The organism is Streptomyces bicolor (genome assembly GCF_000719285.1).
In the GTDB taxonomy this organism is placed as follows: Bacteria; Actinomycetota; Actinomycetes; order Streptomycetales; family Streptomycetaceae; genus Streptomyces; species Streptomyces bicolor.
In genome coordinates this window covers 358,289-372,321 of the sequence record NZ_JOFS01000005.1, presented here as the reverse complement: position 1 = coordinate 372,321, position 14,033 = coordinate 358,289, and the positions used below count along the sequence as shown (strand labels likewise).

Here is a 14,033-nt window from a genome sequence, read left to right as displayed (position 1 = left end):
CGAACGTGCGCTGTCTGATCGGCCACAGTCACGTGCGCCCGTGACCGCTTCGGCGGACGTTCCCCGCCGTGTTGAGGGATGGTGGAGGTGAACGACCAAGGGGGCCCGGATCCGGTTGAACGCGGTAGAACAAGGGGAGTCGGCACGGGGGAACGGCGTGCCGCGAGGATGGGCGAAGGCGGTGCGTGGGATGTCTGCAGCCGAACGTCCCGTGCCCCAGGGCGAGGAGCCCGTGCGCGGGCCGCTGGGGCCGAGCGGACTGCTCGACGTGCTGGGCGTGGCCTCGGTCGTGCTCGACGTCGAGGGGCGCATCGTGCTGTGGAGCCCCCAGGCCGAGGAGCTGTTCGGCTATTCGGCGCGCGAGGCGCTGGGCCAGTACGCCGCCCGGATCATGGTCCACGAACAGCACCTGGACCTGGTCGTCAAGCTGTTCTCCGACGTCATGGAGACCGGTCAGGGCTGGGCCGGGGCCTTCCCGATCCGGCGCAAGGACGGCAGCACCCGGCTGGTGGAGTTCCGCAACATGCGGCTGCTCGACGACGAGGGGGACATCTACGCGCTGGGCCTGTGCGCCGATCAGACGACCGTACGGCGCCTGGAGCGGGACGTGGCGCTGTCGACGCGGACGATCGCGCAGGCCCCGGTCGGCCTGGCCGTCTTCGACACCGACCTGCGGTACGTCTCGGTCAACGAGGCCTTGGCACAGCTCAACGGCATCCCCGCCGAGGACCACATCGGCCACACGCCGCGCGAACTGCTGCCGGACATCGACGCCGACGCCATCGAGGCGGCGCTGCGCCAGGTGCTGCGAACCGGTGACCCGATCATCAACCAGCGCATCGTGGGCCGGACGCCGGCCGATCCGGACCGGGAGCACTTCTGGTCCGTCTCGCTCTACCGGCTCGAGGACACGGCCGGGACCGTGCTCGGCGTCGCCGGCATGGCCGTGGACATCACCGAGCAGCACCAGGCCGCCGTGGAGGCCGAGACGGCACGTCGGCGCCTGGCTCTCATCGCCGACGCCTCCGCGCGGATCGGTACCACGCTGGAGCTGGAGATCACGGCGCACGAGCTGGCCGACGTCGCCGTGCCGGAGCTCGCCGACGTCGCGGCCGTCGACCTGCTCGAAGCCGTGGTGGAGGGCAGACGCAGCACCCTCGGCCCCTCCGAGTCGGCGGTGATCCGCGCCCTGGCCGTCCAGTCCGACCATGTCACGGTGGCCCTCGCCGCCGCCGACCAGCCCGGCGAGGTGGCCCGCTACGGCCCGGACCGCCTGGTCACCGAGTGCGTGCGCACGGGCAGCCCCGTGATGGTCGCCCGGGTCGAGGAGAAGGACCTGCTGCGGATCGCCCGCTCCCCCGAGGCCGCCGTCCAACTGGCTCGCGCGGGCGTGCACTCCTATCTCGCGGTGCCGCTGATCGCGCGCGGCGAGGTGCTCGGCGCCCTCGACCTCAAGCGCACCCGCAATCCGCTGCCGTTCAGCGAGGACGATCTGCTGCTTGCCCGGGAACTGGCCGCCCGCGCGGCCGTGCAGATCGACAACGCCCGCTGGTACCAGAACGCCCGCGACACCGCCCTCACCCTGCAGCGCAGCCTGTTGCCCAGCCATCCGCCGGTGACCGGCGGCCTGGAGGTCGCCTCCCGCTACCAGCCCGCGGGCGCCAGCGCCGAGGTCGGCGGCGACTGGTTCGACGTGATCCCGCTGGAGGACGGCAAGACCGCGCTCGTTGTCGGCGACGTGATGGGCAGCGGCATCGACGCCGCCACGACCATGGGCCGGCTGCGCACGGCTACGCATACGCTGGCCTCCCTCGACCTCGAACCGACCCGGCTCCTGGAGCACCTCGACAAGATCACCGAGGGCCTCGACCACTCCATCGCGACCTGCGTCTACGCCGTCCACGACCCGCGGCTGCGGCAGTGCCGGATCGCCAACGCGGGGCATCTGCCACCGGTCCGCGTCCGCCACGGCCACGACCCGGAACTCCTCGAACTGCCCACCGGAGCACCGCTCGGCGTGGGCGGCGTCGCCTTCTCGACCACGACCGTCGACCTGGAGCCCGGCGACCAGCTGGTGTTCTACACGGACGGCCTGGTCGAGACCCGTCAGCACCCCCTCGACGAACGCCTCGACGCGCTCCTGGAGCTCCTCGACGACCCCGACCGCCCCCTGGAGGAGTGCTGCGACCTCCTCCTGCGCACCCTGCACCAGCCCGACAACTCCGACGACGTGGCGCTGCTCATCGCCCGTGTGCTGCCGCCCGGTTGACAGGTACGGCGCCGGGGAGCGCCTTTACGGGACGCGCGCCGCGGCCCTCGGCGCCCGCGCGCCGCTTTCGCACAGGAACTGAGCCGGACGGCACGCAATTCGAGGTCCTCACGGGACCGGGCGGTCCGGAACGGGAGCCCACCCGTGGTGCGGCGCTGCGCGGCCTGTGGCAGCGGCCGTCCGTCCGGGCCCGGGCGCTGACCACCGCGGCCACGGTCGCCGCGCTGACACTCGTCGGCACGGTCGCGTACGCCGCGACGTCCTCGGGCTCCGGCGAGGCCGACACGCCCCGCGAACGGCACGGGCACGGCCCGTGGTCCGGCTTCGGCGGTGGCGGCTTTCACGGTGAGGCCACCGTCAAGGACCCCCGACACTGACGAGTGGGTGAAGGACCGGGGGCCGGGCGACTGGCGGGACGGGTTCCCCGGACCCCGCCACTGGGACTGGCGGGCCCCCGACCCCTCGGAGAGTCCTTCGAAGAGCGGCGCGTCAGCCTGATCAGGCCTCGTTCAGACCGATCACGACATTGGCGTACAGCTCCTCCGAGACGACCAGACGCGCCGACAGTCCGCTGCGGCTGAAGGCTTCCAGGGCCGTCGGCGCCTGGCGTTCGCTCGTCTCGATCAGCAGGCAGCCGCCCGGCGCGAGCCATCGAGGCGCCTCGTCGGCGACCCGGCGCAAGACGTCCAGCCCGTCCGGACCCCCGTCCAGCGCGACCCGCGGCTCGTGGTCGCGTGCCTCGGCGGGCAGGAGGCCGACCTCGCCGGTGGGGACGTACGGCACGTTGGCCGCGAGGATGCCGACGCGGCCCCGCAGGCCGGCGGGCAGTGCCTCGAACAGATCGCCCGCGTGGACCTGCCCACCGAAGGGGGCCACGTTACGGCGGGCGCAGCGCACCGCCGCCAGGTCGATGTCGGCGGCGTGCAGCTCGACCCGGCCGAGTGCGGCGGCCAGCGCCGCGCCGACCGCGCCCGAGCCGCAGCACAGGTCCACGACGACGCAGGCGTCGGGTGCGTGGGCGAGGGCCTGTTCGACCAGGAACTCCGTACGGCGGCGGGGCACGAAGACGCCGGGTGCCACGGCGATGCGCAGTCCGTGGAACTCGGCCCAGCCGACGACGAGTTCGAGGGGCAGGCCGGTGACACGGCGGTCCACCATCGCCGCCAGTTCGTCCGGGGTCCGGGCGGCGGCCAGGATCAACCGGGCCTCGTCCTCGGCGAAGACACAGCCGGCGGCCCGGAGCGCGGCGATGACGGCGTCGCGGGACAGCGGCGAGGGGGACGACGTTGGCGAGGAAGAAGACAGAGGGGGCATGGATGCCGAGAGCCTTTCGGAAGCCGAAGGGCGCTCTCGCGGACGCCTACTGGCGGTGATCCGCGCCGAATCGAGGTGAGAGCACCCGAGCTGACACAGCGGTAATGGGGCTCACCTCCCGCGCTCGCACACCGGGACCCTCCCGGCCGGACGGCCACCCTACCCCAACGATCACTCAGCACTCCCGGCCTTTCCCCCACGTACGGTTGAACGAACGCTTCACCCGTACGGTTGAATGGACACGTACTGATCACGCTCGATCCGCGGGCCGTCGTCCACGGCGGCCTGGAGGCACCACCCGCATGAACGTCACCCGAGGCTTCACCGGACGCCCACGCGCCGAGAACGCCGGCCTGCCACCCGGCCAGTACGACGCGGGCGACGACTGGCCCGTCCTGTCCGCCGAGGTCACGCCCGAGCTGACGCCCGCCGAGTGGTCGTTCCGCGTCGACGGTCTCGTCGCGGAGCCGCGTACCTGGACCTGGGAGGAAGCGCACCGGCTGCCGGCGTCGGCGTACGAGGGCGACATCCACTGCGTGACGAGCTGGTCGAAGTTCGGCGTGCGGTTCGGGGGCGTGTCGCTGGACGCCTTCCTCAGTGTGGTCCGGCCCCATGTGTCCGCCACACATGCCGTCGCCTATTCGCACACCGGGTACACCACGAACCTTCCGCTGGCCGACCTCACCGGCGGGCGGGCCTGGATCGCCTGGGAGTACGACGGGGAGCCGCTCGCCGCCGAGCACGGGGGGCCGGCCCGCCTGCTGGTGCCGCACCTGTATTTCTGGAAGAGCGCCAAGTGGATCGCGGGCCTGCGGATCCTCGACCACGACGAGCCGGGGTTCTGGGAGCAGAACGGCTACCACGCCCGCGGCAACCCCTGGGAGGAGCAGCGGTACTCCGGTGACTGAGGCACTTGGAAGGACCCCGGCGAGCGAGGCGTTCACTCCCCCGACCCGGTTCGCCGTGCCGGGCCGTATCCCCGTCAGTGATCGGGTCGCCTCCGTGTGGCAGACCGCGACCATCACCGAGATCCGCCGGGAGACCCCGCACGCTGCCACTTTCCGCCTTGCGGTGCCCGCGTGGGCGGGGCATCTGCCCGGCCAGCACCTGATGCTGCGGCTGACCGCCGAGGACGGCTATGTGGCCCAGCGCCACTACTCGATCGCATCGGCGCCGGACGATTCCGGCCACATCGAACTGACCCTCGACCACGTCGAGGGCGGTGAGGTGTCCGGCTGGTTCCACACGACGGCCCAGCCCGGCGACACGGTCGAGGTGCGCGGCCCGCTCAGCGGCTTCTTCGCCTGGCCCGGGGACCGCCCCGCGCTGCTGATCGGCGCCGGCTCCGGTGTCGTGCCGCTGATGTCGATGGTGCGGCACCACCGGGCACGGGGCCTGGACGTGCCGTTGCGGCTGCTGGTGTCGGCACGCACCCCCGAGGAGCTGATCTACGCGCGGGAGTACGGCGCGGAGACGACGCCCGTGTTCACACGGAGCGCGCCGGAGGGTGTGCCGGTGGGACGTATGGCCGCAGCACATGTGGCGCCACTCCTGGCCCAGCGACCTCCCGGTGGGTGGGAGGCCTATGTGTGCGGCTCCAACGGATTCGCGGAACACGCCTCCCGGCTGCTCGTGGCCGCAGGTCAGCCCGTGGACCGTATCCGGATCGAGCGCTTCGGCTGATCAGCGGCCGGTCCTGGGGACGCGTGTCCGTCCGGGATCGTCAGGAACGATGTCCGGTGCACGGGGTACCCGCACGCCATGCGAAGCCGGGTGCGTGGCCGGCGCCGGCGGCCGAATCCGCTGCGGCGCCGGTCGGATGTCGTGGCGGCGTGGGCCCTGCGGGCCGTGGCCGTCCTGCTGGTCGTCGTCGCGCCGCTGGTCGGGGTGGCGGTGGGCTGTTGGGCCCATGACGACGCCCGGGCCACGGCCCGGGAGCATCGCGCCGGTCACCGTCACGTCCGGGCCGAGGCGGTCGGCGGAACCGCGGACGCGTTTCCCCCCGCGCAGGGCGGCCGGCAGCCGTCCGCCGAGATGCGGGTCCGCTGGACGGAGCCCGGGGACAGACCGCGTACGGCCACCGCTCGCGTTCCGGCCGACACCCGGACCGGTGAGACCGTCGACGTGTGGCTGGACGACCGGGGCAGGAGCGTGGCCCCGCCGCCGGACGGCACGGCGATCTGGCAGCACACCATCATCATCGGCGTCTGCGTGACCGGCGGCGCGGTCGCCGTGATCCTCCTGGGCCACTGCGCCGTACGGCATGCGGCGATGCGTCGTCGCCTGGCCGAGTGGGAGCGGGAGTGGGCCCGCACAGGGCCGGAGTGGACGGGCCGTCGGGCGTGAACCCTGTGTGCCGCGCGTCTGCTTCCGGTACCCGCCGCGCACTCCTGTGGGTCTACTCGCAGGGCCGCCTGCTCCGTCCGCCTTCTGCTACGCCCCGCTCAGCATCCGGCGTGCGATTGCGATGTGCGACCGCAGGCGTCCGCCAGCCCGGTCAGCCGGGGCTCGCCGCGGTCGACCAGGATCCGGCCCGCGACCACCGTGGTCCAGGCCCGGGCGGGCCCGCAACGCAGCCATGCCTCGACGGGATCGCCCAGCGCACCGGCGAGCGCGACCTCGTGCAGGGCCCGGACGACGAGGTCGGCGCAGGCCCCGGGCAGGGGTCGTCACGGGCGGTCATCGCGCCCGGTCCGCCGCGGCAGCGGCCCAGCAGCAGCGCCGCCCGGGTCTCCCTCCAGAGGGAGGCGTGGTCCGTGGAGGCGGAGCCGTCGCAGCCGATGCCGACGGGCAGGCCCTGCGCGACCCAGCTCGATGCAGCCGCCCGTCAGAGGCTCGGCCATGCCTACGAAGGCCGAGTGCGGGCCTCGGGCTCACTCCCGGCGGGATCGATGCCGGTGACCCGACCACCGCTGACCGCCGGCCAGCCGCCAGGGATCTCCCGCCCTGCCTCGACAACGAGCAGCTCGGTTCCCTGACCAGCAGTTCCGCGGCCGGGGCCAGGGCATCGACGGCAGACGTCATGACGCCATCGTAGGGCTCCGCGCGGCATAGATCTGGCGAGTCGTCCGATCACCCACGTACGGTGTGATCATCCGTAGTCACCCTTCGCAAAGGCGGTCCTCCATGGCCCTGTTCGACCTTCCGCTCGACGAACTGCGCGAATACCACAGCGAGTCCGTCGAGCCCGAGGACTTCGACTCGTTCTGGTCCAAGACCCTCGAGGAAGCGCGCGGGCACGATCTGGACGCCCGTTTCGAGCCGGTCGACACAGGGCTTTCCACGGTGCAGGTGTACGACGTGACGTTCGCCGGGTACGGCGGTCACCCGGTGAAGGGCTGGCTGCGGCTGCCCGCCGGGGCGACGGAGCCGCTGCCGCTGGTAGTGGAGTTCATCGGCTACGGCGGCGGGCGCGGTCTGCCGCACGAGAACCTGCTGTGGGCCTCCACGGGCCGCGCGCACTTCATGATGGACACGCGCGGCCAGGGCAGCGCGTGGGGCGCCGGTGGCGGGACCCCCGACCCGGTGGGCGCCGCGCCGGCCTACCCCGGCTTCATGACCCGTGGCATCGACGCGCCCGAGAACTACTACTACCGCCGGGTGTTCACGGACGCGGTCCGTGCCGTGGAGGCCGCCCGCTCCCACCCCCTCACTGACGCCTCGCGCACGATCGCGCTGGGCTCCAGCCAGGGCGGCGGCATCACGATCGCGGTCGGCGGTCTGGTTCCGGACCTGTCGGCGATCGCGCCGGACGTGCCGTTCCTGTGCGACTACCCGCGCGCGACGACCCTCACGGACCGTCACCCGTACCGGGAGATCGCTCTCTACCTCAAGACGCACCGGGGCCGCACCGAGGACGTCCTGCGTACCCTGTCCTACTTCGACGGCGTGCACTTCGCGGCCCGCGGCCGGGCGCCCGCGCTCTTCTCGGCGGCCCTGGAGGACCAGACCTGCCCGCCCTCGACCGTCTTCGCGGCCTTCAACGCCTGGGCCCACGACGAGAAGGCCATCGAGGTCTACGACTTCAACGACCACGAGGGCGGCGGCCCCTTCCACGAGGCGGCCAAGCTGAAGTGGCTGCGCTCGCACGCCTGAGACCGTCCGACACCTTCCACCCAGTCCGACCAGTCGGTACGTTCAGGGAGCCGGGTCGCCCCGCTGCGGCCCGGCTTTCCGGCGGACGACGAGGGGTGGGCTCATGGCGGAGCACGAGGCGCGCGTGCAAGGGCACTGCGATCCGCGGTTCGCGGCGGTGCGGACGGCGTTCGAGGCGAACTTCCGGGAGCGCGGGGAGCTGGGCGCCGCCGTCGCCGTCACGGTGGACGGGCGGAGCGTCGTGGATCTGTGGGGCGGGTGGGCCGACGCGCCGCGCAGCCGCCCTTGGGAGCGCGACACGTTGGTCAACGTGTGGTCCACGTCCAAGGGACCCACGGCCCTGTGCGCGCACATCCTCGCCGACCGGGGGTTGCTCGACCTCGACGCCCCGGTGGCCGCGTACTGGCCGGAGTTCGCCGCCGCGGGCAAGGACCAGATCCTCGTACGGCATCTGCTATCGCACCGCGCCGGCCTGTCCGGCCTGCGGGAGCCGCACTCACTTCAGCAGCTCTGCGACTGGGAGTTGACGACTCAGCGGCTCGCGGCGATGGAGCCGTGGTGGACGCCGGGGGCGGGGTCGGGGTACCACGCGCTCACCTACGGCTTCCTGGTCGGGGAGGTCGTACGGCGGGTGTCGGGTCTGCTCCCCGGGGCCTTTCTGCAGCGGGAGGTGACCGGTCCGCTCGGCATCGACTTCGCGATCGGATTGCCGGAGAAGGACTTGGGGCGAGTGGCCGAGCTGGTGCAGCCGCCCGTCGCGGCGACCAGCGAACAAGCCGCGATCTTCAGCCAGTTGGCGCCCGCCGCCCTCGCCGCATTGGCCAATCCCGCCGTGGGGGCGGCGCAGGCCAACTCGCCCGAGTGGCGGGCCGCCGAGATCCCCGCCGCGAACGGCCATGGCACGGCGCGGGCGGTCGCCTCGCTGTACGGGATACTCGCGGGCCGCGGGTCGTACGACGGCCACCGTGTCCTCTCCCCCGCGGCGGCCGAGCGGGTGCGCGAGGGGCAGGGCAGCTGCCGCGATCTGGTGCTCGGGGCCGGGTTCGAGAGCGAAACCGAGGTCGGCCTCGGCCTGTGGCTCAGCGGGCCGAACGGCTCGTACGGGCCCAACCCGCGGGCCTTCGGACACGACGGCTTCGGAGGCTCCTGCGGACTGGCGGATCCGGAGGCGGGGATGTCGCTGGGCTATGTGATGAACTCCATGGGCCCTCATATCGCCGATGACCCGCGGAAGATGGCGCTTGTGGACGCCGTGTACAGCGCCCTGTGACGAACGGCGGGCGCGGACCGCCCCGGCCTCGGGGTGTGTCCAGCCGGGCCCGCCTACGAGTTGACGTCGCCGATGGCAGGCTGACCGCGCACGACCCGCGACTGCCGAGCCAGCGCGAGCAGCCTGCCGTCCGCCGACCAGACCGCACTGTCGTCGACCGCCCAGCCGCTGCCCGCGTGTTCGGTACGGATCCGGACGAGGGCCCAGCCCTGGTGGGTGCCGTCGTTGAGGGCGTCGGTGAGGTGGACGGTGAGTTCCGCGGTGGGCACCGGGCGTGGGGTGCGCCAGCGGGCGTACAGCGCGGGCGGGAGGACGTCGGTGAGGGTGACGGCGATCGGGGCGTCGAGGGCCCGGCCGTCGAGGAAGCGGATCCACGCCGTGAGCTCGGCCTTGTCGCCACCGGCGAGCGGGAGGTCCTCGGTGGCCGGCCGGATCTCCAACTGCCGGGCGAACGGGGACAGTTCGTCTGGGAGCTCCAACGGGCGACAGTCCTGGGGCCCGGGCACGTCCGGGGCCGGGTGCCCGTCGTACGACGGCCCACGGCGCCCCGCACCGAACAGCGCGGAGCCGACGAGGACCGGTACACCGTTCTGGTGGCCGGTGAAGACGCAGGTCGACGTGCGACGGCCGACTGCGGCGGGAGCCGTGCCGGAGAAGTGCAGCGGGCTGTCGTCGACCGGGGCCAGATGGTGCGTGGTCAGCGTGCGGACCGGGTGGGCGCCGCCGGTGAACCGGTCGCGCACGGCGGTCAGGGCGAGGGCGGCCACATGGCCACCATGGGCTCCCTCCCAGGACCACCACCGTGGGTCGATACGGATCTCGGAGTCGGTCGTCAAGGTCACGGACCCACCACAACCGGATGAGTTTGAAAAACAAACCCTCTTCGGGGATCGAGTGGGAAATTCCAACCCACCTAGTCGGCGCGGCGTCGCGCCACCACCATCCGCACGCGTGGACTTCCGTCCCGCCGCCGCCCGAACTCCGGCAGGGCCTGCAGTTCCACCTGGAATCCGGCGCGCGCCAGCTCGCTCCGCACCTCGCCGAGCCGGAAGGCCCGGTAGTACATGACGAACGGCGGCCGCCACACGGCGTTGCGCACCCGCATCACCGCGTCGAAGCCCAGCAGCATCCAGTAGACCGGGGACATGGGGCCCGGCGGGGCCACCACCGGGAAGGCGAAGCACCCGCCGGGCCGCAGGACGGAGTGGACCTGGGCGAACAGACCCGGCAGCTCACGGGGCAGGAAGTGACCGAACGCGCCGAAGCTCACCACGAGGTCGAAGGCGGGGGTGAACGGCAGGGCGCGGGCGTCCGCGCGGATCCAGGCGACACGTGGCTCGTCCACCCGCACGCGGCGCCGGGCGACGTCGAGCATGCCGGCACTGAAGTCGACGCCGGTGACACCGCGTCGGCACACGTCGGCCAGCACCTCCACACCCGCGCCCGTACCGCAGCACAGGTCGAGTCCGTCGTCGTACGGACCCGTACGCGCGAGCGCCGTCGTGACGGCGGAGAGCACCGAGTCCGGCGTACGGAACGGCGTGTGGTCGAACTTCGGGGCGAGCAGGTCGTATCCGCGCTCGACGGACGACAGCGCCTGGACGGCGAGTTCGCGCAGGGAGGGGCCTTCGGGGCCGAACATCCGGGTCACCCCCGCCCGACGCGGTGTTTCAGAACGGCGAGGACGCGCTCGCACCAGCGCAGGTTCTCCTCCTCGAAGGAGATTCCGCGCAGCAGCGTCAGATACGGCCCGACACGGTCGGACTCACGCAGGAACTCGTCCTCGGTCCGCCCGTCGAGGAGACGGTCGCGGACGCGTTCGTAGCGGTCGAGCTTGCCGCGCGCCCAGGTCATGCGCTCCTCGATCAGGGCGTGGGCGGCCTCGGGGTCCTCCATGGCCTGCAGCTTGATCAGGAGTTCGTCGCGGACGGCGGAGGGGCGCCGGGGCGGCTCGACGGCGAAGGCGCGCAGGTCCTCCCGTCCGGCCGGGGTGAGCGTGAACATCCGCTTGTTCGGCCGCCGTTCCTGCTGCACGAACCGGGCCTCGACGAGGCCGTCCTGCGCGAGGCGTTCCAGCTCCCGGTAGAGCTGCTGCGGGGTCGCGGGCCAGAAGTTGGCGAACGAGACGTCGAAGGCCTTGGACAGCTCGTAGCCCGAGGCCTCGCCCTCGAGCAGGGCGGCGAGGACGGCGTACTTCAAGGACATGTGGACACGTTAACAGCAGGTGATTATTCTCATCGGCACCTACTCAACTAATTGACTATGAGGTGATCCGATGCGCGCGTTCCGCGAGGCGGTGGAGGCGGGCGACGCCGACGCCATGGAGGCCCTGCTGGCGGAGGACGTCGTCTTCGCCAGCCCGGCGGTGTACAAGCCCTACGCCGGCAAGGCGATCACGGCGGCGATCCTGCGCGGTGTCATGCGGGTGTTCGAGGACTTCCGCTATGTGCGCGAGATCAACGACCCGGGCGGCCGCGACCACGCGCTGGTCTTCACCACGCGCGTGGGCGACCGGGAGATCACCGGCTGCGACTTCCTCCGGGTGAACGAGGACGGCCTGATCGACGACTTCATGGTGATGGTCCGTCCGCTGTCGGGCGCCCAGGCTCTGGCCGAGGCCATGGGGGCGCAGTTCGAGCAGATCGCGAAGGAGGCGGAGGCGCGGTCGGTGTGACGGCCGCCCCGTCGTGGGCACGCCTCGGCTCACCCTCGCGTGCGTGGCCATCGGGGCCTCCAAGGCCGTAAGGGGCGCTTCCACCTCACCGACGAAGGGCTCCTACGCGGATCGACACTCCGCCAGCCGCCTCTCGAGGAACCTCCGCTCCGCGTCGTTCTCCACCAGTTCCAGGGCCCGCCGGTACGCCTCGGCCGCCTCCTGAGTACGGCCGCCGCGGCGCAGGAGATCGGCGCGGGTGGCCGGGAGCAGGTGGTACCCGGCCAGCTCTCCCTGGTCCTCCAGCTCCGCGACCAGGGCGAGGCCCGCCTGCGTGCCCTCGGCCATGCCGACGGCCACCGCGCGGTTGAGGCGGACGACGGCGGAGGGCACGAAGCGGGCCAACTCGCCGTACAGGGCGGCGATATCGGCCCAGTCGGTCTCCTCGGCGGTGGGCGCGGTGGTGTGGCAGGCGGAGATGGCGGCCTGGATCTGATACGGCCCTGGCCGGCCGCGTCGCAGCGCGGTCTCCAGCAGGGCGGCGCCCTCGTCGGCCTCGGCCCGGTCCCAGGCCGTGCGGTCCTGGTCCTCCAGGGTGACCAGGTCGCCGGCGGCGTCCTCGCGCGTGTGCCGGCGTGCGTCGTGCAGCAGCAGGAGCGCGAGCAGGCCGAGCACCTCGGGCTCGTCCGGCATGAGGCGGGCCAGGACACGGGCCAGGCGGATCGCCTCCGCGCAGAGGTTCGTGCGGACGAGGTCGGCGCCGGCGGTGGCCGTGTACCCCTCGTTGAACAGCAGGTAGATGACGCCGAGCACGCCCGTCGTGCGCTCGGGCAGGAGGTGCGCGGGCGGTACGCGGTACGGGATTGCGGCATGGCGGATCTTCCGCTTGGCGCGCACCAGGCGCTGCGCCATGGTCGCCTCGGGGACGAGGAAGGCGCGGGCGATCTCCGGCGTGGTCAGGCCCGCGAGCGTGCGCAGGGTCAGCGCGACCCTGGCCTCGATGGGCAACGCGGGATGGCAGCAGGTGAAGATCAGCCGCAGCCGGTCGTCCTGGACGCCGCTGTCGTCACCGCTGTCGGGTCCGTACGACGGTTCGTCGCGGGACAGCACCGCCACCTCCCGGAGTCTCGCCGCGCCCACCGCCTCCCGGCGCAGTACGTCCAGGGCGCGGTTGCGGGCGGTCGTGGTCAGCCAGGCGCCGGGGCGGCGCGGCACTCCGTCGCGCCGCCACCGGTCGAGGGCCTGGGCGAAGGCGTCCTGCGCGCACTCCTCGGCGAGGTCCCAGTCGCCGGTCACCCGGATCAGGGTGGCGACGACCTGGCCCCATTCCTCACGGAAGGCCGCGGCGACGGCCTCCTCGACGCCGTTCGTCCCGTTCATTCCCAGACCGGCCGCACTTCGACCGAGCCGCCGCCGAGGGCCGCGGGGTGCCGGGACGCCAGGGCGATGGCCTCGTCCAGGTCGGGGACCTCGACGATGTCGAATCCGGCGACGTACTCCTTCGACTCCACGAAAGGCCCGTCGCCGATCAGCACCTCGTCGCCCTGGACGCGCACCGTGGTGGCGTCGGTGTGCGGCCGCAGGCGGGCCCCGCCCTTGACGATGTCGCGTCCGCGGACCTCGTCGATGTACGCGGTGAAGCGCGGATCCTCGGCGATCTCCTTGGGGCCGAGTTCCTCGGCGCCGACCGGTGTGCAGATGAACAGGACGTACTTCATGACCGCTCCTCGGCGGCGAGGGAGACGTGCTCGTGCGCGATCAGCCAGCGCGGACCGGCGTTGCGGTAGCCGGTGGTGACGCGCGTCAGGTCGTCGAGTCGCGTGCCGTCCGTGCGGGTGGCGCGCAGGCGGACGAGGGCGTGACCGAAGGCGACGCTCTCGTCGACGTGGACTCGGAAGTCCAGCACCTCGCGGGTGACGGGGCCGCTGACGCCGGCGAGCAGCTCCTCCATCGACTTGCGCAGGGCATCGACACCACGGTGCTCCCGGCCGTCGGCGAACGCCGCCGCCTCCGGGGCGTAGCAGGCCGTCATTCGGTCGACATCCCGTTCTCGTACCGCCTCGGTCAGCTCGGCGTCGAGCGCGCGGATCTGCGCCTCGTCGTCCTCGTCCTCCCAGAAGGGCCGCACCTCCATGGCCCCGATGGTGGCCACCGGATGCCGCGCGGCGGCCTCGATCGCCTCCTCCATGCTGTCGCACTCGAGGATGTCGAAGCCGGCGACGTACTCCTTCGTCTCCGCGAACGGGCCGTCGACGCGCAGCACTTCACCGTCGCGCACCCGGACGGTGACGGCCCGGTCCGGGAGCGCCAGACGGTGACCGTGCAGGCGTACCCGGCGCTCGCCGAGGTCCTCCACCCAGGGCTCGACGGGGTTCATGCCCGAGGCGTCGGCGGTGTCGTCGCCGCAGACGAGCAGCATGTACTTCATGGAT

15 protein-coding genes are annotated in these 14,033 nt (G+C 72.5%); 8 read left to right on the top strand and 7 right to left on the bottom strand.

Annotated elements, in window-relative coordinates:
* Positions 1-190: 190 nt before the first annotated feature.
* Positions 191-2,269, top strand: a complete 2,079-nt coding sequence (locus tag IF78_RS0107835) for a SpoIIE family protein phosphatase (protein WP_031479980.1) — start codon at positions 191-193, stop codon at positions 2,267-2,269.
* Positions 2,266-2,646, top strand: a complete 381-nt coding sequence (locus IF78_RS43430; protein ID WP_031479978.1) for a hypothetical protein — start codon at positions 2,266-2,268, stop codon at positions 2,644-2,646. Before IF78_RS0107835 ends, IF78_RS43430 begins: the two co-directional genes overlap by 4 nt.
* Positions 2,647-2,767: 121 nt before the next feature.
* Here IF78_RS43430 and IF78_RS0107825 read toward each other — a convergent pair whose 3' ends face one another.
* Positions 2,768-3,583, bottom strand: a complete 816-nt coding sequence (locus IF78_RS0107825) for a putative protein N(5)-glutamine methyltransferase (protein WP_031479976.1) — start codon at positions 3,581-3,583, stop codon at positions 2,768-2,770.
* A gap of 302 nt (positions 3,584-3,885) precedes the next feature.
* Here IF78_RS0107825 and IF78_RS0107820 point away from each other — a divergent pair, with 302 nt between their 5' ends.
* The 5 genes from IF78_RS0107820 (at position 3,886) to IF78_RS0107800 (ending at position 8,948) form a co-directional block, all read left to right on the top strand.
* Complete coding sequence (locus tag IF78_RS0107820; RefSeq protein WP_031479974.1) at positions 3,886-4,491, top strand: sulfite oxidase-like oxidoreductase; 606 nt, start codon at positions 3,886-3,888, stop codon at positions 4,489-4,491.
* On the top strand, positions 4,484-5,266 hold the full coding sequence (locus IF78_RS0107815) for a ferredoxin reductase (protein ID WP_031498078.1): 783 nt from the start codon (positions 4,484-4,486) through the stop codon (positions 5,264-5,266). Before IF78_RS0107820 ends, IF78_RS0107815 begins: the two co-directional genes overlap by 8 nt.
* A gap of 78 nt (positions 5,267-5,344) precedes the next feature.
* Positions 5,345-5,929, top strand: a complete 585-nt coding sequence (locus IF78_RS0107810; protein WP_031479969.1) for an Rv1733c family protein — start codon at positions 5,345-5,347, stop codon at positions 5,927-5,929.
* A 780-nt stretch (positions 5,930-6,709) separates the two neighbouring features.
* Positions 6,710-7,678: an acetylxylan esterase gene (locus tag IF78_RS0107805; protein ID WP_031479967.1), complete on the top strand. Its 969-nt coding sequence runs from the start codon at positions 6,710-6,712 to the stop codon at positions 7,676-7,678.
* Positions 7,679-7,781: 103 nt separating this feature from the next.
* The gene (locus IF78_RS0107800) at positions 7,782-8,948 is read left to right on the top strand and encodes an EstA family serine hydrolase (protein ID WP_031479965.1); all 1,167 of its coding nucleotides are present in this window, start codon (positions 7,782-7,784) and stop codon (positions 8,946-8,948) included.
* A 53-nt stretch (positions 8,949-9,001) separates the two neighbouring features.
* Here the strand turns inward: IF78_RS0107800 and IF78_RS0107795 are convergent, their stop codons facing one another.
* The 3 genes from IF78_RS0107795 to IF78_RS0107785 form a co-directional block, all read right to left on the bottom strand.
* Complete coding sequence (locus IF78_RS0107795) at positions 9,002-9,790, bottom strand: acyl-CoA thioesterase (RefSeq protein WP_031479963.1); 789 nt, start codon at positions 9,788-9,790, stop codon at positions 9,002-9,004.
* Positions 9,791-9,861: 71 nt separating this feature from the next.
* Positions 9,862-10,590 (bottom strand): class I SAM-dependent methyltransferase, encoded by a 729-nt coding sequence (locus IF78_RS0107790; protein WP_031479961.1) that lies wholly within the window; start codon positions 10,588-10,590, stop codon positions 9,862-9,864.
* A gap of 5 nt (positions 10,591-10,595) precedes the next feature.
* Positions 10,596-11,153 carry a PadR family transcriptional regulator gene (locus IF78_RS0107785; protein WP_031479959.1) on the bottom strand — a complete coding sequence of 186 codons (558 nt, stop codon included), beginning with the start codon at positions 11,151-11,153 and terminating at the stop codon, positions 10,596-10,598.
* Positions 11,154-11,223: 70 nt separating this feature from the next.
* Here IF78_RS0107785 and IF78_RS0107780 point away from each other — a divergent pair, with 70 nt between their 5' ends.
* The gene (locus tag IF78_RS0107780) at positions 11,224-11,622 is read left to right on the top strand and encodes a nuclear transport factor 2 family protein (protein WP_031479957.1); all 399 of its coding nucleotides are present in this window, start codon (positions 11,224-11,226) and stop codon (positions 11,620-11,622) included.
* A gap of 102 nt (positions 11,623-11,724) precedes the next feature.
* Here the strand turns inward: IF78_RS0107780 and IF78_RS0107775 are convergent, their stop codons facing one another.
* From IF78_RS0107775 to IF78_RS0107765, 3 genes are read right to left on the bottom strand one after another with little or no spacing between them, the layout of a single operon-like run.
* On the bottom strand, positions 11,725-12,981 hold the full coding sequence (locus tag IF78_RS0107775; protein WP_031479955.1) for an RNA polymerase sigma factor: 1,257 nt from the start codon (positions 12,979-12,981) through the stop codon (positions 11,725-11,727).
* Positions 12,978-13,319, bottom strand: a complete 342-nt coding sequence (locus IF78_RS0107770; protein WP_031479953.1) for a YciI family protein — start codon at positions 13,317-13,319, stop codon at positions 12,978-12,980. Before IF78_RS0107770 ends, IF78_RS0107775 begins: the two co-directional genes overlap by 4 nt.
* The gene (locus IF78_RS0107765; protein ID WP_031479951.1) at positions 13,316-14,029 is read right to left on the bottom strand and encodes an SgcJ/EcaC family oxidoreductase; all 714 of its coding nucleotides are present in this window, start codon (positions 14,027-14,029) and stop codon (positions 13,316-13,318) included. Before IF78_RS0107765 ends, IF78_RS0107770 begins: the two co-directional genes overlap by 4 nt.
* Positions 14,030-14,033: the final 4 nt, after the last annotated feature.